The organism is Pseudarthrobacter sp. As-47 (assembly GCF_058215595.1).
Genome location: NZ_CM177088.1, coordinates 3,943,839 through 3,966,177 on the forward strand (window position 1 = coordinate 3,943,839; position 22,339 = coordinate 3,966,177).

Consider the following 22,339-nt stretch of genomic DNA (forward strand, 5'->3'; position numbering starts at 1 on the left):
TTCGTATCACTAGAAGTCATCTAATCCTCCTTAGGGCATCTTGATAAACCTACGTGTCACACGAATTTCTTGGTCTGCGTTGGTTCAACCCGTGAACGCGTCCCTGACCAGTAACGGATCAACGGTAGCCTTACAGCGGCTCGGTGTCTTTAGACGCGGCCATCATATTTTCCTTCTGGCAGGGCCTAGGAACCCCTTCACTTCCTGCTACGCGCATGATAAGCATCTTCGCCGGGCGAAGAGAGCACCCATGTTTCTTGGCAAAGCTGCGTCACTACGCGGACATCTAGAGCGATGGCAGCGCGTCCCTTTGATTCGCGGTGGTCGAGTCCCCAGCCAATCGGACCGACCGAACGAGGGACCGCGATCTTCCCGTCTGTAGAACGATGCCGTCGAAACCGAGTTGCTATAAGGGATGTAATGTACAACAGGACCCGTAGATCCGACGCCGAGATGGGTCGCTACGCGGTTAAATTACTGTTGCTGAAAGTTAGAAGTGAGGATGCAGGTAACCGAGGCCACGAGTTCGTCACGGAACTTGTCCAATCTTCATCAACTGGCAATCCCCAAGGATTCCAGTAAGACCGGGCACGACTCCATCGCACGCACTTGAATCTGTTCTCGCACACTACCGGCGTAACGATCGGACGGCGGCTCACGGCCGAGGATGTCAGGTAGACACCCGGGAGTCCGCGAAGTGCCGCAGCAGCCTTCAACTTCTTCAGGACAAGTGCGAACCTGGAGGCAAAATCGCTGCCACAGTACGCGAGCCTGTCGCCTCTCTAAACCCAAACGAGAACAGATCCCCTGAGAGCCTGTTCCTGAACGAGTCCGTGGGCGTCCAGAACTAGTTGGCTAGTTGGTACCCTGAGCATCCTCTATAACGTCGTACAGTACAGTCTGATGGTCTACGGATTGTAGTTCGCCCAGCCTCGTGCGTGAGGCGAGAAAGGCAGGATCCTCATGCCAGGCCTCCCAGTCCGACCGGCTTCTCCAAGTCCCTATGATGACACGAGTGCTGGGTGCGCCAGCGGAAGCGAGCAACTGACCGGAGATCCAGCCTGCCTTGTCGTGGGCTGATTTGAAGCGCTCTCGGAGTAGTTGGTCCCACTCGTTCTCTGAGTTCGACTCGAGCTGCATAGTGCTGACAACGGTTATCATGCGACCTCCTTATACCGGAACAATTGCCTACCACTAACGGTCTAATCAGGTTCTTAGGCTAGATGCGGGCTTATCAACGGAGCAAGAGCAATGCAGAAGGGGGTCGGTTTCGCGAGGCCCACCTGAGGGATTCTGGATTCTCCTATTTCGACTCCACAACGACGGCCGCACTAGGGCGTGTCTCCTAAATCTCAGGCTCTTTAGCCGAGATGCTTGATGGGTGTCTCGTACTTCTGTTTTGACTGACGGGCAGTGGTCCCAAATTCAGCCGTTGCTGCCGTCCTCCGCTGGCCGCCGGGGTCGTCCTTTCCGGGACGACCGCCGGGTGGTCGAAGGCATCATTTACCGATATCGGTGCGGGATCGCCTGGCGTGACGTGCCTGCGGAGTTTGGTCCCTGGCAGACCATCTGGAAGCGGCACCGCCGCTACAGCGGTGACGGCACCTGGGACACCATCCTGGCAGCGCTGCTGACGACTGCGGATGCCCGCGGTGAAGTGGATTGGTCGGTCTCGGTCGACTCGACGGTGAACCGTGCCCACCAGCACGGGACCAACCTTCCCCGCACCACAGGGGGCCTGCTCGAATTACATGAATCTGTTTGCTGAGCCCGAAGATCACGCCATCGGGCGCTCCCGCGGTGGATTAAGTACCAAGATTCACGCCTTGGTCGACGGTAAAGGCAGGCCGCTGGTGCTGCTCGTTGCCCCCGGCCAGGGCGGGGATGCACCCATGTTCACCCACCTGATGGACCAACTGAAGATCAACCGCGCAGGTCCGGGCAGGCCGCGCACCCGCCCGGACCGTGTACGCGGTGACAAGGCATACTCCTCCAGAGCAATCAGGACCCATCTTCGCGACCGCGGCATTGTCGCTGTCATCCCGCAACCATCCGATCAGATCGGCCATCGAAAACGACGAGGATCCACCGGCGGCCGCCCTCCAGCCTTCGACAAAGAGGACTACAAGGGCCGCAACGTCGTCGAACGAAACTTCAACACCTTCAAGCAGTGGCGCGCCCTGGCAACCCGATACGACAAACTTGCCCTCACCTACCGCGGCGGAGCAGTCCTCCGGGCCATCAGCATCTGGCTGACAGCTTTAGGAGACACGCCCTAGTCCCAGGCCGGGACCAGGACTGCTTCGTACTGGGTTGGCGGTGGCTGCTGTCCGAACTTGGCGTTGACCGCGGCGAGCGTGTCCCCGAACCTGGCCACCGTCGTCGGGACATCGAAGTGTTTGCTGGTGATGACGTCCTTGACCCTGAAGGAAGAGAAGTTATCGGACAGTTTGAGGCGGCTCACCTGGTTCGCCATGTTCTGGACCGCCCATACAGTGCGGTCCTTGACCAGGATGCCATCGACGAACTTCAGGTCCGGCCCCTTGATCCTGTTGCTCTTTCCCGTGTCCGGATCCACGGCATAGAGGGCCTGGTTTTGCGTATGGGCCACAATCAGGATGTCGTCATCGTCGGCTGCTGCGATGCCGTTGAATCCGAACTGGCCGGGTTGCAGGGGTTTGCCCGCCTCACCGCCCACTTTCAGTGTCTCCACATCTGCTGCACCTCCCAGCTCGCCCCGCCTGCTCACGGGGACGAAATAGAGCTCGGGCGCGGCCGAATTGGTGAACCAGGCGCCGTCCCTGCTGAGGGTGACGTCGTTGATGAAGCCGGGTGTCAGGTCATATTCCTTGACCTGCTTGCGGGTGTCAGTGTCGTAGACGTACGCCTTGCCCGTGGTGCCGCCTGCCACAAACAGCAGGTCGTTGCGGGTATCGGCCTTCATACCGACGGCCATCCGGCCTTCCGGCACGTCGATAAAACGCTTGGCCTTTCCGTCATGGATGTCGCCGCGGAAGATGTCGCCGGTCAACAGTTCGCCGGCGTAGAAGGTTGTTCCCTCACCCGCCGCAATGCCTTCGGCGGAATTCGCTCCGCGGAGGACAATGACGTCGTCAGCGGAAGGAGTCGATGCGCCTGCCGTCAATGCCGGGGGCAGCAGCAGGGCCAGAAGAGCGGTGAGTCCACCAACGGCACGGCGTCGTACTGTTTTGCGCATAGTGGTTCCTGGATGTGGGCTGATGCGCGGGGCCCAATCTGCGGCAGCTCCGCACGATGGTGATCCCATTTTAAGCTCCCCCACGAAGGCCCGCCAGAGCATGGTGCCCCCTTCACAGTGGAGGGGGCAGCGGCTGGGACCGGCGTACAGTCCAGGATTCTGCTTACAATCGAAACCTCAATCAACTACTGAGGGATCCATGAAGAAATTCGCCACAGCCCTGATCGCCGCCGGCCTCGTTGTCTCTGCAACGGCCTGCACCGCCTCGAACCAGCTCACCACCGCGGAAACCTGCGAGCGGATCCAGTCCGTTGTGTCGAACCCGGCCAACAACGCCGGCAAGACCGGCATGAACCGCCTGGCCAACCAGATCCGGCCCATCCACGCCGTTGCCTCGGACGACCTCAAGGGTGCGCTTGAGTCGATCATCGAATACACGGATGAGCAGGCGAAAGAGACTCCGGACGAGGACAAGCTCGCCGAACTGACGGCAGACTACGAGGAAGCCGGCAGCACGTACAGCCAGTTCTGCAGCTGATTCCTGCCACAGATGGGCACTCTGCCATCGGACCCGGCTACGTGAGGGTGGCCGGGTCCGTGTTCGCCCCGCACAGTATGACCGCCACCCGTTCGCCCACGCCCTGCGTGTAGGCGCCGGAATTAAGCGCGGCATAGGCCGCGGCCGCGCCGTTTTCCACGACGATCCGGTAGCCGTCCCACAGCTTCGTCCGCGCTTCGATGATGTCGGCATCGGATACCAGGACGCTTTCGACGCCGGCGCGGACCGCCACGGAGTAGCCGATGTCGCCGATGCGGCGGGCCCCGAGGGAGTCTGCCGCAATTCCCGCCACTGGGACGTCCACCGGCTCTCCGGCCGCCAGCGCAGCGTTCAGCGTGGGAGCCGACTCCGGCTCCACGGCCACCACTTTGGCCCTGCCCTCCACGGCCGCGGCGATTCCTGCCATCAGGCCGCCTCCCCCAACCGCAACCAGCACGGTGTCCACCCCGCCCACCTGGTCAAGAAGTTCCAGCCCCGCAGTTCCGGCGCCGGCGGCAATTTCGGGCTGGTCATAGGCGTGGCAATAGACGGCACCGGTTTCCCGGGCTTGCCCGATGGCCGCCTGGTATGCATCCGCGTACTCGGCGCCGCCCTGCACCACGGTGGCTCCGGTGGCTTTCAGCTTGCGGACTTTCACGGCAGGGGCGGCGGCGGGAACAAACACTGTTGCGGGGACGCCGAGCTGTGCGGCTGCATAGGCGTTGGCCAGGCCGGCGTTTCCTCCGGAGGCAACCACGACGCCGACCTCCGGTTTCAGCTCACCGCGTTCCTTGGCGGCGAGGACGCGGTTGAGGGCGCCGCGGGCCTTGAAGGTTCCCGTGTGCTGCATGAATTCGCATTTGAACCACACCGGGCCGGGAAAGTCTCCCGGGTCGCCTTCCAGGACAGGCGTCAGCCGGGTGAGGCCGGCGGTCCTTCGCGCTGCCCGTTCCACGTCGGCGCGGGTGATCACTGGCGCGTCAGACCTCGTCGTCCCAGGTTCCCGGTTCCTGCAGGGCGGCCTCGGGCTTTTCCTTCTGGGAAGGGTCGCCGCTGCCGGAGTAGGACGCGGGGACGGTCCCGGCGGCGTGGCCCTGCTGCTCCTCGCGGATGTTGCCGGCACCCGGCAGTTCCGGGTGCTGGCCGCTCTGCGGGGCCTGCTTGGGTTCCTTGGCTTCGTCCGGATCACCCGGCCCCCGAAGGTCTGCGGCGTTCTGCGGCTCGTCATTGCTAGCAGTCATGGTCCTGCCTTTCGCTCGGGAACTGCGGCGTTCGGCCGGGGTTTATTCCCGCACCGCCCTCCAGCCTACGGGCTGGCGCTCCCCTGGAGCAGGAAGTGCCTGTACTGGGTTTTCCTGCACCCAGGTTCTGTGAAACGCCCGCCTGATCCTGTGAAATGGGCGGTGAACCTGTGAATTGGGACTCAGCCGGGACTTCCACGGCACACCCTGCGTTAAGTCCATGGCGGAAGGAGGCCACTTGCTTATAGTCCTGACCGGAATCGACGGTTCCGGGAAGTCCACGGCCGCCCAGGCCCTGGTGTCCTCAGTCCGTGCTGGCGGCGGCACGGCCGTGCTGTTGAACAACCACGCGGGCAGGCGCAGCATGTCGGTTCTGGGCGCCAGGCTGGGCATCCGGCTGCCGCCCCGCGTTGCCGATGCCCTGGAGACCACGTTCCGGGTGTGCAACGTGCTGGTGAACCATCTGCGGGCCAGCCGGGTTGACGGCCTGGTGGTGATGGACAGGCACCTCTACTGCCAGTTGGCCCTGCGCGCCACGAAGGGCCTGCCTCGCGGCCGCCTGCTTCGGTGGCTGCTCGGTGCACTCCCTGCCCCTGACGCCGTGGTGCATCTTGACGTGGACCCGGCCGTTGCGCACCGGCGCATCGCCGCCCGCGGCACTGATGCCGAGACGCTGGAGGACCTGGCTGCTTTCGCCCGCGCCTACCGCGAACTGCCCGAGTACGGAACCTTTGAAAAGGTGGACGCCTCCGTCCCTGGTCCGGAGTTGGCGCGCCGCCTGGCCGCAGTGGTGCACGGACTGGGACGGGCCCCTGCGGAGGGACGCCACCCGGCCTCCACTTGAGCGGATGCACGCTGTAATACAGGAAGGCGGGCGGACCCAAGGTCCACCCGCCTTCCTGAAACGTGCATTTGCTAACTCGAGGCAGTCGGCGAAGGCGTGGCCATTTCGCTTTCCCCCGGCTCACTCTCCGTCTCAGACGGCGAGGCCGACCCGCTCGGTGAAGTTGTGCTGGTGGAACCGGACGTGCTGGTGGACGTCGGGCTGGAAGTGGCGCTGCCGCCGTCGGCCCCCTCCAGCACCTCGTTGATAAGGTCCTCAAGTTCCTTCTGGTCCGGATCTCCCAGGTTGGCGCCGCTCTTGGTGGCCACCACCAGCAGCCGGCCTTCCGCAGCGGAGACCTGCATCAGCTTCTGCTGGTTCTCGCCGCTGCGCGAGCTGAGGGTGGCGAAGGTCTTTTCAGCGCTGGTGTCCGCCTGGACCTCCTCACTGGTCACCTCGTAGGTCTGGCCCAGGGCCTGGACCGAGAAGTTGGCGCACTGGTCCATCTTGCCGCTGATCTCGTCCAGGACTTCGACGGCGTCCGGCCCCTCGCTGCCGGACTGGGCGGACAGCGTCCGCGGCTGGTCGCCCTCGGAGAGCGCGACGGCGATCTCGCCACTTTCCACGGTGTCCAGCAGTCCCGCCGTGGCGATGTCCTTGCAGTCTTCAGGATCGACGGTCGCGGTGCTCAGGAGCAGGTTGGCGATATTGCCGCCCTGGTCCACCTGTTCCTTGGAGTACAGCCTGAGCTCGTTGCCGTCGTCGTCCGTCATGCCGGAGATCAGCTCGCGGAGCTCATCTTCGCTGTACACCTTCGCCTCAGCCGTTGGTGAGGGTGTTTCCGAGGCCGACGGGCTCGCAGCTCCTCCGCCGCCGCCCGTGCAGCCCGCAAGGGCCATCAGTGCTGCCGTCATCAATCCAAGCGCAGGTGCTTTTCGCATTGGTACAACCCCTTTGAAGATAGGAAGCATGCTTAGTGTTTATCAGCTTAAGGGGTTGGGCCGCCGCCGAACATAACGGGGCTGTAACTTTCAGGGGCTCTCCCCTTCACACCACAACGCCGGGATCAGGCACCCGGCCGGTCCGCCTCCGTTGGACCCGGATGCCGTCAGGCCACGCTTGCCAGCGGCCTGTGGCCCAGGGTCCGGGATATTGCCCGGGCTGCGGCCGCCTGGGCCCTGGGAGGCCCTCCGGTGCCCTTGCTGTGGAATAATCCGAGGAGTGGTCCTTACCGGACCGCTCCAGGATAAGGAGGGGCCGCATTGTCCGTCACACCAAGGAGCACCGCCGAGGCGGCGGGCACGGCCATCAACAACTCCCAGATCCCCAAGCACGAGCAGCTGCGGACGATCATCCTCAAGCTGGCCAGGGAAGAACTGGAACCCGGTGCCAGGCTTCCCAGCGAGCGGACCCTCATGGACTCCTACGGCGTCAGCCGGATCACGGTGCGTGCCGCTATTGGACGACTGGTCAACGAGGGGCACCTGGTCCGGGTTCCGGCCAAAGGCACGTTCGTGGCGGATTCCCCCGTGCAGTCCACGCTGCACCTCGCCTCTTTCACCCAGGAAATGGAGGCGATGGGCCACGTCCCCAGCACAGTGGTGCTGGTGGCGGAAGCCGCCGCCGTTCCGGAGGACACCGCGGAAGCGCTCAGCCTGGCGCCCGGCTCCGAGGCCATCCACCTGCGGCGGCTCCGGCTGGCGGACGGGCGGCCGGTCAGCGTCGATGACGCCTGGTACAACCCGGAGCACGCCCCGGGCCTCCTGGACATCGACCTGACGGGCTCGGTCTACAAAGCGCTGGCGGCGCAGTTTGGCCACCAGATTGACCGGGCCCGGCAAAGCGTCCGGTCCGAGGGCGCCCCTGCCGATGTAGGGGCGCTCCTCGGAACCGGCACGGGTGCACCGGTGCTGGCTTTCGACCGGGTGTCCTACTCAGGTCCCCTGGCCATTGAGCACTCACGCTCCTGGTACCGCTCGGACCGCTATTCGCTGACCATGGAAGTGCGGCTTTAGCAGTCCCGGTCAGCGCTGGAGTCCTGTGAAACTTTAGCCCAGCGAAAACAGGGCGGCGCCGGCAGTCACTGCACCGGTTGCCATGGGCGTTGCCGTGTCCGGCTTGGTGTCGAGCACGACGACGGGACTCACCATTGAGTAGCCGGCAGCCAGGGCGGCGGTGGGGTCCACGTGCATCACGGGCTCACCGGCGCCGACGGTGTCACCCTGGGCAATCAGCAGCTTGAAGCCTTCGCCTTTGAGCTTGACCGTGTCGATGCCAACGTGGGTGAGCACTCCCCGCCCGGCCGGCTCCACCACAACAAAGGCGTGCGGCAGGAGCTTGACCACTTTTCCGGCGACGGGGGACACGACGTCGAACACCTCGCCCGCTGGCGGCTCAACCGCCGCGCCCGAACCCACCATTTGGCCTGCGAAGACAGGGTCCGGGACGTCGGATAGAGGAACCACGGCGCCGCTGATGGGCGCATGGACAACCAGCGTTTCCGGCATCAGAGCAGGTCCTCGATGTCTTCGGCCAGGTTGTCCGCCTCCGGCCCCACAATGACCTGGACTGCCGTGCCGGCTGCAAGGACGCCGTGGGCTCCGGCGGCTTTCAGGGTTGCTTCGTTGACCAGCGACCCATCCTTGACCTCGGTGCGGAGACGCGTGATGCAGGCCTCGACCTCCACGATGTTGGCGGCTCCGCCCAGGCCCTCAATGATTTTTTCTGCTTTGGACATGGCTGCCCTTTCTGACGGTGCCCCGGGGAGCACTGCTTCAGCACCAGGACCGGCGGCCCGGGTGCGACCAATTATGTGCCCGTTCATCGGAACTGTCAGCGCCAGCGTGGAAGATCTCCTCCCTTGACAGGCACTCGTGGGATGAATCACACTGAACTGGTCATAACCAGACAGTACCGGCTGGAACCGTTTCTCCACAAGCCCCCACCCGATCCCGCAGAGGTGTAACCATGTCAACATCCGAGACCGCCGCCCTGGCTCCCGAGAAGAAGCCGAACAGGGCCTTCGCCACCCTTCAGCGACTGGGCCGCTGCCTGATGCTGCCCATAGCCGTCCTCCCGGCAGCCGGCATCCTGCTGCGCATCGGGCAGGCCGACCTGCTGGGCGCCATCCCCGGCTTTGAAGGCGGCGCCGCCGTCATCTCCGCCGCAGGCAATGCCGTGTTCACCTGGCTGCCGCTCATTTTCGCCGTCGGCATCGCCATCGGCTGGGCCAAGAAGGCCGACGGTTCCACCGCACTGGCGGCAGTGGTGGGGTACATGGTGATCGACGGCGTCTTCAAGGCCATGTCCCCGCTGGTCCTGGCCGGGCAGGTCGACCCTGCCGGCAAGCCCGCCATGATCAACTACGGAGTCCTGGCCGGCATTGTGGTGGGCCTGCTGTCCGCCGTGCTCTGGCAGCGGTTCTACCGCACCAAGCTGCCGGACTTCCTGGGCTTCTTCAGCGGCCGCCGCCTGGTGCCCATCCTGACGTCCGTCACCAGCCTGGCAGCCGGCGTCGTCCTTGCCCTGTTCTACCCGCTCTTCAACGCCGGCCTCTCGGCAGTAGGTGAAGCCGTAGCCGGCAACGCCGTGGCCGGTGGCGGAGTCTACGGTTTCGCCAACCGCATGCTCATCCCGGCCGGCCTGCACCACATCCTTAACTCCGCCGTCTGGTTCCTCATCGGCGACTACACTGACGCCTCCGGGCAGCTGGTCCGCGGCGACCTCAACCGCTTCTTCGCCGGCGACCCCAGCGCAGGCATCTTCATGACCGGATTCTTCCCCATCATGATGTTCGGCCTGCCGGCGGCAGCCCTTGCCATCTGGCGCCACGCCAAGCCTTCGCAGAAGAAGATCGTGGGCGGCATCATGCTCTCCACCGCCCTCACCGCGTTCTTCACCGGCATCACCGAACCGCTTGAGTACTCCTTCATGTTCGTCGCCTTCCCGCTCTACATCGTCCACGCAGTCCTCACCGGGACCTCCATGGCCCTGGTCAATGCACTGGACATCCACCACGGCTTCACGTTCTCCGCCGGGCTGATCGACTTCGTCCTCAACTTCGGCAAGTCGGAGAACGGCTGGCTGCTCATCCCCATCGGACTGGGCTACGCCGTGATCTACTACTTCTTCTTCTCCATCGTCATCAAACGCTGGAACCTGCGGACGCCCGGCCGTGAAGACGACGAAGTCACTGTGGAGACAGACGCCGCCAAGTAGCGGCGTTTCCCTCCCCGCCCACGCCACCGCGGCCGCCGCCGCACGAGCAACAGCACCAACCACCAAACAGCAACCGAAAGCAGCTTCACCGCATGGAAATCATCATCCTTCCCACCCCTGCCGACGTGGCCCGCACAGCCGCGGACGCCATCGAGGAGCAGGTCCGCCGCGGCCCGTCCGTCCTGGGACTGGCCACCGGGTCAACCCCGCTGGGCACCTACCAGGAGCTCATCGAACGGCACCGGACCGGCGGCCTGAGCTTCGCCCAGGCGCAGGCTTTTCTTCTCGACGAGTATGTGGGCCTGCCGAGTGCTCACCCGCAGTCCTACCACTCGGTGATCCGGGACGAGTTCACGGCCAGCGTGGATTTCGCTGCGGACGCGGTGCATGGCCTGGACGGCATGGCTGAGGACCCGCAGGCCGAGGCGGAGCAGTACGAGGCGAGGATTGCAGCTGCGGGAGGGGTGGATCTCCAGATCCTGGGCATCGGCACGGACGGGCATGTGGGTTTCAACGAGCCCATGTCCTCGCTCGGCTCACGCACCCGGATCAAGACCCTCACACGCCAGACGCGGCAGGACAACGCACGCTTTTTCGACCACGCGGACGACGTCCCGGACCACGTACTGACCCAGGGTCTTGGCACCATCCGGGAGGCCCGGCACCTGCTGCTGCTCGCCATGGGCGAGGCGAAGGCGGAAGCCATTGCCGCCGCCGTCGAGGGCCCGGTTGCCGCCATCTGCCCGGCGTCCGCGCTTCAGCTGCATCCGCACGTCTCCGTCCTGGTGGACCAGGCCGCGGCCTCACGGCTGGCCCACCGGGACTACTACACGGACACGTTCGGGCGGAAGCCGGCGTGGCAGGGACTCTGAGCAGGGGCCAGGGCGCGCCGGCTGCTGCTGTCAGCCCGCCCCAGCTGGAGCTTGCCGTGGAAAACGCCGACGGCGTGCGGCTGGCTGCCGCCGTCGGCGCGGCCCGGGTGGAGCTCTGCGCAGCCCTCGCCGAAACCGAGGGCATCACGCCAAGCATCGGGATAACGGAACAGGCCTGCCGTGTTGGGCTGCCCGTCCACGTCCTGGTGCGGCCGCGGCCGGGCGACTTCGCCTACTCCAGTGAAGAGCTCGACGTCATCGAGCGCGACGTGGCTGCTGCGCTGGCCGCGGGTGCCGCGGGCGTCGTGGTGGGTGTTCTCGCGCCCGACGGCGGGCCGGACGTTCCTGCCCTCCGCCGGATTGTTGCAGCGGCAGGCCGGTCCAACCCGGCTGCGGAAATCACGTTTCACCGGGCGTTCGATGCTGCCCTTGCGGCCGGCGCCGACCCTGCTGACGCGCTGGCCCGGCTGGAGCAGGCAGGCGTGCACCGCGTCCTGACCAGCGGGGGCAGCCCGGACTGCGCCGCCGGCCTCAGTACCCTGGGCCGTTTGGTGGAGCTGGGACGAACATACGCGCCCTCCGTCCAGATCATGGCCGGCGGAGGAGTGACGCTTGAGCTGGTACCGTCGCTGCGCGGCATCGGCGTCCACGCCGTGCACACCTCGGCCCGGCAGCGATCGAACGGCCATCCCGGTGCTGGCCGGGCCCCGGCTGCCGATCCTGCCCTGGCAGCCCAACTGGCCGGAGCACTGACAATTGGAGGCCTGGAACCATGAGCGCTACTTTGATACTTCGCGGCCGCATCGTCACCGGAAGCATGGACGTCCCCGATGGCGCGGTAGCGGTCGACGGCGGCGTGATCACCTACGCTGGTCCGGCGTCGGACTTTCCCGGCGACCCCGGGCCCAAGGACCACGAGCCTGCGCGCATCATCCTGCCCGGGCTGGTGGACCTGCATTGCCATGGCGCGCTGGGTGCGGATTTCTCTGAGGGATCCGCCGAGGGCGCCCGGTCAGCGGCACAGTATCTGCACAGCCGCGGCACCACCACGCTGCTCGCAAGCCTCGTCACGGGGTCAGCGGAACACCTGGTCCGGAACCTCAAGGCACTGAAGACGCTGGCGGATGACGGGCTGATCGCTGGTTCCCATCTTGAAGGTCCGTTCCTCGCATCGGGACAGTGCGGCGCCCACGATCCCACGCTGCTGCTCGAACCCGACGCCGGGCTTGTGTCCGACCTGTTTGAGGCGGCCGGTTCCTCGCTGGTTTCCATGACGCTCGCAGCCGAGCTTCCGGGCGCTACGGCCCTGGTGGACATGCTCACTGCGCGCGGGGTCATTCCATCCTTGGGCCACACTGCCGCGGACCACGGCACCGCTGCTTCCCTCCTGGAGCAGGCTGCCGGAGGGCTGGCCGGGCCGGGGAACTCCACCGGAAGGATCCGCCCAACCGTCACGCACCTGTTCAACGCGATGCCCAGCCTGCACCACCGCGCTCCCGGTCCCGTAGCAGCCAGCCTCAGCGCGGCCCACGCCGGCAACGCCGTGGTGGAGCTGATTGCGGACGGCGTCCACCTTGCCCCGGAGACGGTCAAGATGGTGTTCGAGCTGGTGGGGGCGGAAAACATCGCCCTGGTCACGGACTCGATGGCCGCAACCGGCCTGCAGGACGGCCAGTACCGGCTGGGTACGCTGGCTGTCACGGTGGACAAGGGCGTCGCACGTGTGGACAGCACCGGCGCGATTGCCGGCGGCACCGCAACCCTCCTCGACGTCGTGCGGTCCGCGGTGGCGGCCGGGGTGCCCCTGCAGGGCGCAGTCCACGCGGCAACGGCCGTGCCTGCCTCCGTGCTGGGACTGTCCGCGCAAATTGGCGACCTCCGGGCCGGCATGCGCGCTGACGTCGCCGTTGTTGACGGGGACCTGAATCTGGGCGGAGTCCTGCGCCGGGGCGAGTGGGTCACGCCGCTGGAGTAGTGCTGTTTGGCTGCCTCACCGTTGAATGTCAGACCCCACTGCCAGGATGGATTTATGGAAGGCAATCCGGTGGTGGTGGAGGCAGAGGCGTTTGTTGATGCCTCCGTGGCTGCTTTCACGGCCGTGCTCAGCGGCGCTGCTGTTGCCGGCACGGCTGGTTCCGGTACGGATGTTTCTGGCCTTGGTGGCGTTGAGCCTGGCGCTGGCGGACTTGGTGATGATCCGTTGCAGCGGGTTGCTGATAATGCGTTGGATGTCCTTGCGGGGGTGGCGCGGTCGGAGGCGAAGCTGGCAGCGGTGAAGGCGCGGGCGGTTCAGGTGCTCGCTGCCGCCACGAGTGTGCTGAACGGTCCGCCGTCCTCACCGCAGGAGGCCACGGCCCAGGACCGGAGCCTGGTGGCCGAGGTCGGGTGTGCACTGGTGATCGGTGACCGCGCCGCCGGCGCCTTGTTGGCCGAGTCCCACGCCCTGGCCACCGCCCTGCCCCGGACCCTCGCAGCGTTGGGGTCCGGGACGATTTCCTGGCAGCATGCCCGGGAAATGGTGAACCAGACCGTGGGGCTTGACCGGGCCGGTGCCGCCGCCCTGGAGGCCCACTTCCTGGATCCGGACACGCCACGGCCGGCCGGGGCGGCGACGATCGGGGAGATGCCGGCCTACCGGTTCAAGGCCAAGGCCCGGACGTGGCGGGAACGCCACCATCCCGAATCGCTGGAGAAGCGCCATACCAAGGCCGCGGCGGACCGGCGGGTCGAATACCGGCCTGACCAGGACGGGATGGCCTGGCTCTCGGCCTGCCTCCCCGCCGACCAGGCCATAGCAGGCTGGAACCGGCTCAACGCCCTCTCCCGCGCCGCACAAGGACCCACCGAACCCCGCACCCTCACCCAACTCAGTGCCGACCACTTCGCCCAAGCCATCCTCACCAGCGGCACCAATGCCAGCATCGGCGACGGGGCAGGGATAGGAACGGATCTCACCCCTTCGTCAATCCGGGCGCAGGTCCTCGTTACCGTGCCGGTCCTCTCCCTCATGGGAGTAACCGATGAGCCAGCCATGCTCGACGGGTACGGACCCATCCCAGCGTCGATGGCGAGGGACCTGGTCGCCAACGGTGCTGATTCGTTCCACCGGGTCCTGGTCGATCCACGGGACGGGGCCCCGCTGGAGATCGGCAGGAGCAGCTACCGGGTCACCAAAGCCATGCGGAACTGGCTCCGACTAAGGGACGGCCAGTGTCCGTTCCCCGGCTGCAGCAACCCGTCTCTGGATAACGAGGCAGACCACCTCCTCGCCTGGCACCACGGCGGGACCACCGGGATCAGCAACCTCGGACAGCCCTGCCCAAAACACCACAAACTCCGGCACACCAGCGGCTGGAAACCAACACCAGCCACCAAAAATCAACCACCCGGCTGGACCTCACCCACCGGACGCCACTACAAAAGCGAACACCAGGACTGGGAACCACCCCACTGGCCGGAGTCTGCCCTGTCGGCCATGCCCGCGCGACTAGGACCGGAGGAGCACAACAACGGGCAAGTCCGCGACGTGATGCCCTGTCCGCCGATGGCCGCTGCCCAGGCCTGCCCTGCCGGAGACTCCGCATATTCGGAACCTCCGCCTGAGGAACCTGTGGATGGCAACCTCATAGAGCCAGACGACATACCCGCGGATGACCCCCTGTGGGAGGACTTCTACGCTGCCCCGCCCACGCTGACGCAGGACCCGATCGGGGACTGGGACCCACTAAGGAACTGGGAACCTGTACTGACGTAGCGGGCACCACATGCCCACAGACACGGGCGGCCGGGCACACGGGGTAACAGTCCAGTGTCGGGGCGACGGTCCAAGCACAGACCCGGGCCAGAAACGCGGGCGGAACTTCACAGGGATACAGGCCCCGCCCTCCGCCCAGTCCTAAACAGGACAAACGATTCAGTGTGCGCCTACTCAGCCCCGGGCAGGCAGACTTCCACGAGGCCGCCGCTGACCCGCGTCTCAAAGAGCGGCTGCCTCGCGGTCGCGGGGCCAGCCTGCACTTCGCCCGTGCGCAGCGAAAAGGTGCTTCCATGCCAGGGACACACGACGCACGGGTCGCTGCCGTCTCCAGGGCCGCCGTTCTGATCGACTCTGTCCTGGAGCCTGCCACCCTTGACCTTGCCTTCGTGCAGAGGCCCGGAAAGGTGGCTGCAGACGTCGGACAGCACGCTGACACTCTCACCCTCCCGGTAGGCAAGCAGCGGAATCTCGGCCACAACAATCTTGTGGAGCTTCCCGTCGGGCAAATCTGCGAGCGCTGCCAGAGGCTGCCATCCGCTTGGGAAGCGGTGCGGGATCTCCTCACTGTGGTTCACGCCTGCCGCCTGCCGGTAGGTGAGATGGCCGCCCAGGAAACCGCCCGCCCCCACAACGGCCAGGCCAAGATAGGCGAGCACCTTGCCTCCGCCGCGGCTGCCCCGGGCCCTGGCTACAAGGGAGGCAGCGTAAAGGCCCGTGGCCGTGATGTTGGCAGCGGCATGGACCAGCCCCACCCGCTGCTGCTGGGGGTGCAGCTGCGTCCAGTCGGTAAAGCCAGCCACCGCGGAAGGCACGGCAGCCCCGGTGCCCACGCCGATCAGGAGGGCGGAAGCCTTGTCGTTACCAGGCAGGGCGTCCAGCACGGCCGCGGAGATCCACGCACCCATCGGCACCTGGACCGCCAACGGATGCACGGGGTGTCCGATGGGAACGCCGTGCAGGACGTCGCGCGCCCACTTGGGGCGGATGGCCCGCTTCACCACTTTTCGGACCTTTTTGGAAACAGGGTCCAGCCACTCCGCATCTTCCAGGCGGGTAACAAGTTCCAGTGCAGGCAGCGGTTTCATGTGTCTCCCTTACCCCATCGCTCCGTGTCCAGTCGATGCCGGGAAGCTTACTTGCCCGGGCGGGGTGCAGCACAGGCCCCAGGTGCGAAAACCTAACGAAGCGGGGAACCCAGCACCGTGAACTGGTTGCCGCCCATTTCACCGGTGAGCAGTGGCATGGCTTCCTCAATCGCCGCCTGCACACTCTCCAGCCCCAGGGAAGCCCGGTGCGCCTCCTGCGATTCCCACAGTTCACAGACGAACACCGTGTCCGGCACGGCGTCGTTCACGCCCACCTCGTATAGCAGGCAGCCGGCTTCCTTCAGCCCGGCCATGGGCCGGACCAGGATTGAGAGAACGGCATCGCGCTGGCCGGGCTTGGTTTCGAGGCTTCCAACATTCGCAAAGGTCATAGGGACAGTGTGCGGCACGCCGGCGGCAAAGGCCGGAGGCTACCGCACCGCCGGCGCCGACGTCCCCAGCGGCGGCTGTTCGACGGCGGCCCCCGCCTTCACGCTGCCAGGCACCGAGGTTCCGGCCGGTTCCAAGGCCGCATCCGCCGTCGTGGTTTCACCTGCAAAGGCGCGGAGCATGGCGGCCCGATCGAACTGGCCTTCCCACTTGGCCACCACGAAGGTGGCAACGCAGTTGCCCAGCAGGTTCACCACCACGCGCATGGAGTCCATCAGCCGGTCCGCGCCCAACAGGAGGGCGACGCCCGCCACCGGGAAGATTCCCAAAGCACCCGCCGTGGCGGACAGGGCCAGGAATGCTGAACCGGGCACACCGGCCATGCCCTTGGATGTCAGCATGAGGATGCCCAGGGCAGCCAGCTGCTGGCCGAGGTCCAGGTTGTAGCCGAAGGCCTGCGCCAGGAAGAGGAGGGAAATGGACAGGTACAGCGCGGCGCCGTCGAGGTTGAAGGAGTACCCCGTGGGGACTACCAGGCCGGTGGTGGCGCGGGAGCAGCCGGCGTTGGTCAGCTTGGTCATGATGCGCGGCAGCACGGATTCGGTGGAGGCTGTGCCCAAAGCGAGAAGGAATTCCTCGCGGGTGTACTTCATGAATTTCCAGAGCGGCACCCGCGGATAAACCCACGCCACCACGAACAGCAGTCCGATAAGCACAATTGCCGCGCCATAGCAGGCTGCGATCAGCAGGGCATACGTGCCCAGCGAGCTGAGGCCGTACTGGCCGATGATGAATGCCATGGCACCGAAGGCACCCACCGGCGCCACCCGCATCACCCAGCCCATGATCTTGAAGAACAGCTCCAGCACGGTCTCCATCAGCGTGACGACGGGCATGCAGCGTTCACGGCCGACGACGACGATCGCCGCTCCGAAGAACACGGCGAAGCACAGCACCTGCAGCAGGCTGTTGCTGGCAAAGGCGCCCACCACGCTGGTGGGGATGATGCCCAGGATGAAGGCTCCGGCATCCTTCGGCGGTGCGGTGGCGGTTTTCGCGTTGAGGGCGTCCTGGGAGAGAGACGCCGGATCGATGTTCAGTCCCGCGCCTGGCTGGACCACGTTCCCCACCACCAGGCCAAAGACCAGGGCAAACAGTGTGGCTGCCGTGAAGTAGATCAACGCCTTGACGCCGGTGCGGCCCACGGCCTTGACGTCACTGACCGCGGCGATGCCGGTGACGATCACCAGGAAGATGAGCGGCGCGATGATCATCTTGATCAGCTGGATGAAGCCGTCACCCAGGGGGCGAAGCCCTGCGCCGATGTCCGGCCAGAAGTGTCCGATCAGGATGCCGGCCACAACGGCCACCAGGATCTGGAAGAAGAGGGACTTATAGAGCGGCTTCCTGGAAGCGGGAGGTGCTGCCGCGGGCGCGGTGACATTCATGCCGGTGCCTGTTCGTTGGAGGACGGCGGCACAGAGAATGCCGCAGGGTCACGAGCAACGTTAGGGAGCGCATGTTTCCGGAAAGATAAATCCATGATGCGGAACTATTAAGCCGCGCCAGCCAAGCGGCGGGAAATCTGCCCGCAACTTCCATGACATGACAGCGCCACGAGCCAGTGGAAGTATCACTGTGTCTCAGCTGTACCTGCTGCAACACCAGCAACGTAGAAGAAGGAGCATCATGCCCCTCACTCCCCCATCCGACGCCGAACTGGACATCATGATCCGGGCACGACTGGCATCCCTCGGCATCGACCTCAACCAGCTTCCCGCCGGAACCGCCAGCGACCCCGAGACCGGAAGCCCCGGACAGGCGTCGGTCCTGGCCAGCCTGCGTTCCTTCATGCGCACCACGGTCGCTGAACTGAGCGCCTACCAGGTACCTTTTGCCGGCGCGGCAGGAACTGCGGACCCCGCGCTCCTGTCCCAGCAGGCAGCTCCTCCCGCCCTGTACCCTTCAATCGATACTGCACGGAGGACGGCATGAACCCGGTGGACAGCGTGGACAGCCAGCCGACGGACCGCACCATTGACCGCCGGTCCTTCGTCAACAGGTTTGCCGTTCTTGCAGCAGCTACGTCGCTGGGTGCGGTGGCGCTTCCCGCTGTTGCCCACGCCGCACCACCAGCGGTGGTGCCCGCCGGGATCAACCCGAACGCGTACGGGGACGTCCGGCCCGAAGCCCTGGCGGACATTACCGAGCTGACCATCGCGGAAGCCGCAAGCCTCATCCGGCAGGGCCGGCTCAGCGCCGAACTGCTGGTGGAGGCCTACCTCGACCGGATCGGCGCGTTCGACGCGGACTACCAGGCGTTCAACCTGGTGGCAGCAGACGATGCCCTGGCAAGCGCCCGGGCCCTGGCCGGCGCCGCCTACAAGGGACCCCTTCACGGCATCCCGCTGGCCATCAAGGACAACTACTACACCCGCGCCTACCCCACCACAGCCAACTCATACATCTTCAAGGACTTCACGCCCCCGTTTGACGCAACGGCCGTGTCCAAGCTGACGGGCGCCGGCGGCATTGTCCTCGGAAAAACCCAGATGGGTCCGCTGGCCACCACCCGTGCCACCACTCCGGACGGCCGCATCACCACCGTCAATGCCTGGACCCCTGCGGATCCACGGACAAATCCGGGCGGATCCTCGTCCGGCTCAGCAACGGCAGTGGCCGGACGGATGGCAACGTCCAGCGTGGGAACCCAGACCGGCGGCTCCATCACCGCGCCGTCCAACGCCCAAAACCTCACGGGGCTCAAACCGACCATGGGCCGCGTTTCGCTGTACGGCATCATCCCGCTGAGCTATACGCGCGATCACCCGGGACCGCTCGCCAGGGACGCCAAGGACGCAGCCATCATGCTGAGCGCAATGGCCGGGGAGGATCCCAACGACCCACGCACCCTGGGGCTTCCGCCCGTCCCGGACCTGATTACCGCCGCAACTCCAGTCAAGCGCGGCAACAAGGTGGCCATGCGCTGGGGCACCCGGGTGGGCGTGATCCCGGACTTCACCGCAGGATCCTCGGAAACCGCAGCGGCACGCAAGGCCTTCCTGGACAAGCTCGCCGGCATTGAAGGAATCCAGGTTGTGGACGTTCGACTGCCCGAGGACTGGGACACACTGACAAGCACAGCGTTCAACAATGTGCGGCTGCCGGAACGGAGTGAGCCGTTCCTGCCCATACTGCGCAAGGATCTCCGCAGCTTTGGGGTGTCTGTGACCGGCTGGCTGCAGGGCTCTATGCTGGGCGCCAACGAGTACGTCCTGGGCCAGCGCGCCAAGGTCCTGCTGCTGGAACGCGTCCTGGACGATCTGTTCGAGCAGTGCGATGTGGTGCTCCAGACCAGCCCCAACCCCTTCGACGCGATTGGGCTGCCCGAACTCGCCCTGCCCATCGGTTTTGACTCGGCCGGCGTCCCGGTGGGCACCATCCTTGGCGGCCAGCCCTTCGCCGAGGACCGGCTGCTGGCGGTGGCCGCCGCCTACCAGGCGGTGACCGACTGGCACCTGCGGCGCCCCGCAAACCCGGCCGGCGAAGTCCCCGAGCCGATTTCCGTTGATCCGTCCAAGTCCCGGAAGCCGTTCGCCAAGAGCGCGCGCGGCAGGGTTTCGGCTGCACCCGCTCCACAGGGCCGGGGCCGCCTCGAGGCACATGAGGTGGCCGAGCTGTCCCAGTAGCAGCGCCAATGCCCCCGGCCCGCCTCCTTCCCGGGAGGCGGGCCGGGACGTCCACTGTTCAGTCCGCAGCCGGCAGTGCCGCGGCCTGGACCACCACCGTTCCGCTGGACGTGGTGTCCTCGTTCAGCATCCAGCCCACCCGTTTGACCGTCCGCAGCATCACCACGCTTTCCACCAGGTGCATGCCGGGGACCTTTTGCTGGAGGGCAAGTTCGGCAGTCATGACGTCCGCAAGGGACTGCAGCCACATGATGATGACGAAGTTGGTGGGCCCGGTGGTGGAGGCGCTCAGCCGAACATTCTTGATGGTCCGGATGGCGGCGGCCGCTTCCTCGTGCTGTCCTGCCGGGACGTTGGCGAACCACTGGCAGGTCACCGGATAGGAGGAGAAAGCCTGCGCGATTTCGCAGCGGAACAGCAGGATGCCGCTGGCCAGCACCCGGTTCAGCTGCCGCTGCACCGTTGCCGGACGCCGCCCCAGTTCCCGCGCTATCTGGGCGGCGGTCGCCCTGCCGTCGCGGGCCAGGAACGGCAACAGGTCCAGGTGGCTTTGCGGCAACTGCCCGGCTTCCGCATGCCGGGCGTCCTGGCCGCTTTGGCTGCCGAGCGTCCGAAGCAATGCCAGCTGAGGCTTGTCCAGGATATTCAGCCGCCACTCATCGGCACTCGTGTGCAGCCGTGTGCACAGCGCGGTCTGGTACTTGATCAGCCCCTCGATGCCCTTCAACTGGGCCACCACCGAGGCACTGAACTCCTTCAGCGACCTGGTAATCACGGTCAACATAAGGTCCCTGTTGCTTGCCGCTTCCTCCACGGTGACGATCCCGGGGATGCCAGCCAATTGCGCGGTCACACTGTCCCGCAGGTTCATGTCGCAGTCCACCGCCACGAAGGCCAGGAGCATCTGCCGTGGATCCCCCGCGAGGTGGGCCGTCACCCACGCTGCCCCGCTTGAGGTCAGCCGTTCCCAGCGGGCAGCAAGGGTAGTGGCGTGCACGCCCAGCACCTTGGCGGCATCCGCCCAGCCGAGCCGCGGATACGTCTGCAGCACCTGGATGAGGGCCAGGTCTTCCTCGCTGAGTTCCATCAGGCACACCTCCTATTGCACGAATCCTGCGCATATTCGTTGCCGAAAGAATATTTCCAGTGCTTTCACGCGATGTGAGTTGCGCCACTCCAGAATAGTCCACAGACCCGGAAAGCTTAGCCAAGGAGCCGCACAGTGCCCGTAATTGAAGACGCCAAGGAACTGCACGGGGACCTCATCCGCCTCCGCCACGACCTCCACCGGCACCCGGAAATCGGGCTGCACCTCCCGCGGACCCAGGAGAAGGTCCTCCAGGCCCTCGACGGGCTTCCTTTCGAGATCACCCTGGGCAAGGAAACCACCTCCGTGACCGCAGTGCTTCGCGGGGGCAAGGCCGCGGCAGGCGGCGACGGTGCCCATCGGCCCGCAGTCCTCCTCCGCGCGGACATGGATGGCCTTCCTGTCCAGGAGAAGACGGGCGTGGAGTTTTCTTCCCAGGCCGACGGCGCCATGCACGCCTGCGGCCACGACCTGCACACCTCGATGCTCGCCGGAGCCGCCACCCTCCTTGCCGAGAAGCAGCACCTGCTGCAGGGCGACGTTGTCCTGATGTTCCAGCCCGGCGAAGAGGGCTGCGACGGTGCAAGCTACATGATCCGCGAAGGCGTCCTGGATGCCGCCGAAACCCGCGTGCAGGCGGCCTACGGAATGCATGTGTTCTCCTCGCTCGAGCCCCACGGCACGTTCTGCACGAAGCCCGGCGTGATGCTCAGCGCCTCGGACGGACTGGAGGTCACGGTGCTGGGCGCGGGCGGCCACGGTTCCGCCCCGCATGCCGCGAAGGATCCCGTCACAGTGGCTGCCGAGATGGTCACCGCCCTCCAGGTCATGGTGACCCGGCAGTTCAACATGTTCGATCCGGTGGTGCTCTCGGTGGGTGTGCTGCACGCCGGCACCAAGCGGAACATCATCCCCGAGACTGCCCGCATCGAGGCGACAGTCCGCACCTTCTCGGAAAGCTCCCGGCTCAGGATGATGGACGCCGTGCCGCGCCTGCTCCAGGGAATAGCGGCCGCGCACGGGGTGGAGGTCCACCTGGACTACCAGGAGGAATACCCCCTCACCATCACCAACGAAGACGAAACGCACACGGCGGAGAAGGTCATCTCGGGGCTCTTCGGCGAGCGCCGCCTGTCCCGCTGGGCCACCCCCCTGAGCGGTTCTGAAGACTTTTCCCGGGTACTCGCCGAGGTGCCCGGCACGTTCGTCGGCCTCAGCGCCGTCGCCCCGGGGGCCGATCCGGCCACCTCACCGTTCAACCACTCCCCTTATGCAACGTTCGACGACGGCGTGCTGGCTGATGGAGCTGCGCTGTACGCCGAACTGGCCACCTCGCGGCTTGCCGCGCTGTCGGCGGCGGCCTGACCCGCCGTCGTCCTTCCCATCCCCGCCATCCTCTTCACCACGAACCCGAGGAAGTAA

The 22,339-nt window shown here is 65.8% G+C and carries 23 protein-coding genes; 12 read left to right on the forward strand and 11 right to left on the reverse strand.

The window, feature by feature from the left end; translation table 11 throughout:
- Positions 1-855: 855 nt before the first annotated feature.
- On the reverse strand, positions 856-1,161 hold the full coding sequence (locus AC4BCK_RS18275; RefSeq protein WP_363960344.1) for an antibiotic biosynthesis monooxygenase family protein: 306 nt from the start codon (positions 1,159-1,161) through the stop codon (positions 856-858).
- A gap of 220 nt (positions 1,162-1,381) precedes the next feature.
- Between AC4BCK_RS18275 and AC4BCK_RS18280 the strand changes: the two genes are divergently transcribed.
- Positions 1,382-2,279 (forward strand): IS5 family transposase gene (locus AC4BCK_RS18280; protein WP_490565937.1). Its coding sequence is split into 2 segments (ribosomal slippage): positions 1,382-1,732 and positions 1,734-2,279, totalling 897 coding nucleotides; the frame shifts between segments, so codons are not numbered across the junction.
- Here the strand turns inward: AC4BCK_RS18280 and AC4BCK_RS18285 are convergent.
- The gene (locus AC4BCK_RS18285; protein ID WP_366280245.1) at positions 2,276-3,217 is read right to left on the reverse strand and encodes an SMP-30/gluconolactonase/LRE family protein; all 942 of its coding nucleotides are present in this window, start codon (positions 3,215-3,217) and stop codon (positions 2,276-2,278) included. The two genes, AC4BCK_RS18280 and AC4BCK_RS18285, sit on opposite strands and share 4 nt — an antisense overlap.
- A gap of 199 nt (positions 3,218-3,416) precedes the next feature.
- Here AC4BCK_RS18285 and AC4BCK_RS18290 point away from each other — a divergent pair, with 199 nt between their 5' ends.
- Complete coding sequence (locus tag AC4BCK_RS18290; RefSeq protein WP_174175080.1) at positions 3,417-3,755, forward strand: hypothetical protein; 339 nt, start codon at positions 3,417-3,419, stop codon at positions 3,753-3,755.
- Positions 3,756-3,792: 37 nt separating this feature from the next.
- On the opposite strand, the gene AC4BCK_RS18295 is transcribed toward AC4BCK_RS18290, so the two are convergent.
- Together AC4BCK_RS18295 and AC4BCK_RS18300 are read right to left on the reverse strand one after the other, a co-directional pair.
- Complete coding sequence (locus tag AC4BCK_RS18295; protein WP_490566302.1) at positions 3,793-4,728, reverse strand: threonine/serine dehydratase; 936 nt, start codon at positions 4,726-4,728, stop codon at positions 3,793-3,795.
- 7 nt (positions 4,729-4,735) lie between these two features.
- A complete protein-coding gene (locus AC4BCK_RS18300) occupies positions 4,736-4,996 on the reverse strand; it encodes a hypothetical protein (protein ID WP_490566303.1) in 261 nt (86 codons plus the stop codon).
- A 238-nt stretch (positions 4,997-5,234) separates the two neighbouring features.
- Between AC4BCK_RS18300 and AC4BCK_RS18305 the strand changes: the two genes are divergently transcribed.
- Entirely contained in the window at positions 5,235-5,840 is a 606-nt protein-coding gene (locus tag AC4BCK_RS18305) for a dTMP kinase (RefSeq protein ID WP_490566304.1), read from the forward strand.
- 71 nt (positions 5,841-5,911) lie between these two features.
- Here AC4BCK_RS18305 and AC4BCK_RS18310 read toward each other — a convergent pair whose 3' ends face one another.
- Positions 5,912-6,760 carry a hypothetical protein gene (locus AC4BCK_RS18310; RefSeq protein ID WP_490566305.1) on the reverse strand — a complete coding sequence of 283 codons (849 nt, stop codon included), beginning with the start codon at positions 6,758-6,760 and terminating at the stop codon, positions 5,912-5,914.
- Between the two features lie 321 nt (positions 6,761-7,081).
- On the opposite strand from AC4BCK_RS18310, the gene AC4BCK_RS18315 reads away from it, so the two are divergent.
- Complete coding sequence (locus AC4BCK_RS18315) at positions 7,082-7,834, forward strand: GntR family transcriptional regulator (RefSeq protein WP_188731370.1); 753 nt, start codon at positions 7,082-7,084, stop codon at positions 7,832-7,834.
- 33 nt (positions 7,835-7,867) lie between these two features.
- On the opposite strand, the gene AC4BCK_RS18320 is transcribed toward AC4BCK_RS18315, so the two are convergent.
- Both AC4BCK_RS18320 and AC4BCK_RS18325 read right to left on the reverse strand, forming a co-directional pair.
- A complete protein-coding gene (locus AC4BCK_RS18320; protein ID WP_174175090.1) occupies positions 7,868-8,326 on the reverse strand; it encodes a PTS sugar transporter subunit IIA in 459 nt (152 codons plus the stop codon).
- Positions 8,326-8,556, reverse strand: coding sequence for a PTS sugar transporter subunit IIB (locus AC4BCK_RS18325; protein WP_079595209.1), 231 nt, complete (start codon positions 8,554-8,556; stop codon positions 8,326-8,328). Before AC4BCK_RS18325 ends, AC4BCK_RS18320 begins: the two co-directional genes overlap by 1 nt.
- A gap of 230 nt (positions 8,557-8,786) precedes the next feature.
- On the opposite strand from AC4BCK_RS18325, the gene AC4BCK_RS18330 reads away from it, so the two are divergent.
- The 5 genes from AC4BCK_RS18330 to AC4BCK_RS18350 all read left to right on the forward strand — a co-directional run bounded on the left by AC4BCK_RS18330 (position 8,787) and on the right by AC4BCK_RS18350 (position 14,663).
- Positions 8,787-10,037 (forward strand): PTS transporter subunit EIIC, encoded by a 1,251-nt coding sequence (locus AC4BCK_RS18330; protein ID WP_490566306.1) that lies wholly within the window; start codon positions 8,787-8,789, stop codon positions 10,035-10,037.
- A 92-nt stretch (positions 10,038-10,129) separates the two neighbouring features.
- Positions 10,130-10,909 carry a glucosamine-6-phosphate deaminase gene (gene nagB, locus AC4BCK_RS18335; RefSeq protein ID WP_174175094.1) on the forward strand — a complete coding sequence of 260 codons (780 nt, stop codon included), beginning with the start codon at positions 10,130-10,132 and terminating at the stop codon, positions 10,907-10,909.
- Positions 10,894-11,685 carry a copper homeostasis protein CutC gene (locus tag AC4BCK_RS18340; protein WP_490566307.1) on the forward strand — a complete coding sequence of 264 codons (792 nt, stop codon included), beginning with the start codon at positions 10,894-10,896 and terminating at the stop codon, positions 11,683-11,685. The genes nagB and AC4BCK_RS18340 overlap by 16 nt, the downstream gene beginning before the upstream one ends.
- Positions 11,682-12,884, forward strand: coding sequence for an N-acetylglucosamine-6-phosphate deacetylase (locus tag AC4BCK_RS18345; RefSeq protein WP_490566308.1), 1,203 nt, complete (start codon positions 11,682-11,684; stop codon positions 12,882-12,884). Before AC4BCK_RS18340 ends, AC4BCK_RS18345 begins: the two co-directional genes overlap by 4 nt.
- 54 nt (positions 12,885-12,938) lie before the next feature.
- Positions 12,939-14,663: an HNH endonuclease signature motif containing protein gene (locus tag AC4BCK_RS18350; RefSeq protein WP_490566309.1), complete on the forward strand. Its 1,725-nt coding sequence runs from the start codon at positions 12,939-12,941 to the stop codon at positions 14,661-14,663.
- Between the two features lie 170 nt (positions 14,664-14,833).
- On the opposite strand, the gene AC4BCK_RS18355 is transcribed toward AC4BCK_RS18350, so the two are convergent.
- The 3 genes from AC4BCK_RS18355 to AC4BCK_RS18365 form a co-directional block, all read right to left on the reverse strand.
- Positions 14,834-15,751, reverse strand: a complete 918-nt coding sequence (locus AC4BCK_RS18355; RefSeq protein ID WP_174175100.1) for a Rieske (2Fe-2S) protein — start codon at positions 15,749-15,751, stop codon at positions 14,834-14,836.
- A 92-nt stretch (positions 15,752-15,843) separates the two neighbouring features.
- Complete coding sequence (locus tag AC4BCK_RS18360; protein WP_174175102.1) at positions 15,844-16,143, reverse strand: putative quinol monooxygenase; 300 nt, start codon at positions 16,141-16,143, stop codon at positions 15,844-15,846.
- A 39-nt stretch (positions 16,144-16,182) separates the two neighbouring features.
- Positions 16,183-17,589 carry a cation:dicarboxylate symporter family transporter gene (locus tag AC4BCK_RS18365; RefSeq protein WP_490566310.1) on the reverse strand — a complete coding sequence of 469 codons (1,407 nt, stop codon included), beginning with the start codon at positions 17,587-17,589 and terminating at the stop codon, positions 16,183-16,185.
- Positions 17,590-17,830: 241 nt separating this feature from the next.
- On the opposite strand from AC4BCK_RS18365, the gene AC4BCK_RS18370 reads away from it, so the two are divergent.
- Both AC4BCK_RS18370 and AC4BCK_RS18375 read left to right on the forward strand, forming a co-directional pair.
- Positions 17,831-18,136 (forward strand): hypothetical protein, encoded by a 306-nt coding sequence (locus tag AC4BCK_RS18370; protein ID WP_188731353.1) that lies wholly within the window; start codon positions 17,831-17,833, stop codon positions 18,134-18,136.
- Entirely contained in the window at positions 18,133-19,830 is a 1,698-nt protein-coding gene (locus tag AC4BCK_RS18375) for an amidase (RefSeq protein ID WP_400574572.1), read from the forward strand. Before AC4BCK_RS18370 ends, AC4BCK_RS18375 begins: the two co-directional genes overlap by 4 nt.
- A 58-nt stretch (positions 19,831-19,888) precedes the next feature.
- Here AC4BCK_RS18375 and AC4BCK_RS18380 read toward each other — a convergent pair whose 3' ends face one another.
- Positions 19,889-20,917 (reverse strand): Lrp/AsnC family transcriptional regulator, encoded by a 1,029-nt coding sequence (locus tag AC4BCK_RS18380; protein ID WP_251420397.1) that lies wholly within the window; start codon positions 20,915-20,917, stop codon positions 19,889-19,891.
- 135 nt (positions 20,918-21,052) lie between these two features.
- Between AC4BCK_RS18380 and AC4BCK_RS18385 the strand changes: the two genes are divergently transcribed.
- Positions 21,053-22,282, forward strand: coding sequence for a M20 metallopeptidase family protein (locus AC4BCK_RS18385; protein WP_490566311.1), 1,230 nt, complete (start codon positions 21,053-21,055; stop codon positions 22,280-22,282).
- Positions 22,283-22,339 lie beyond the last annotated feature (57 nt).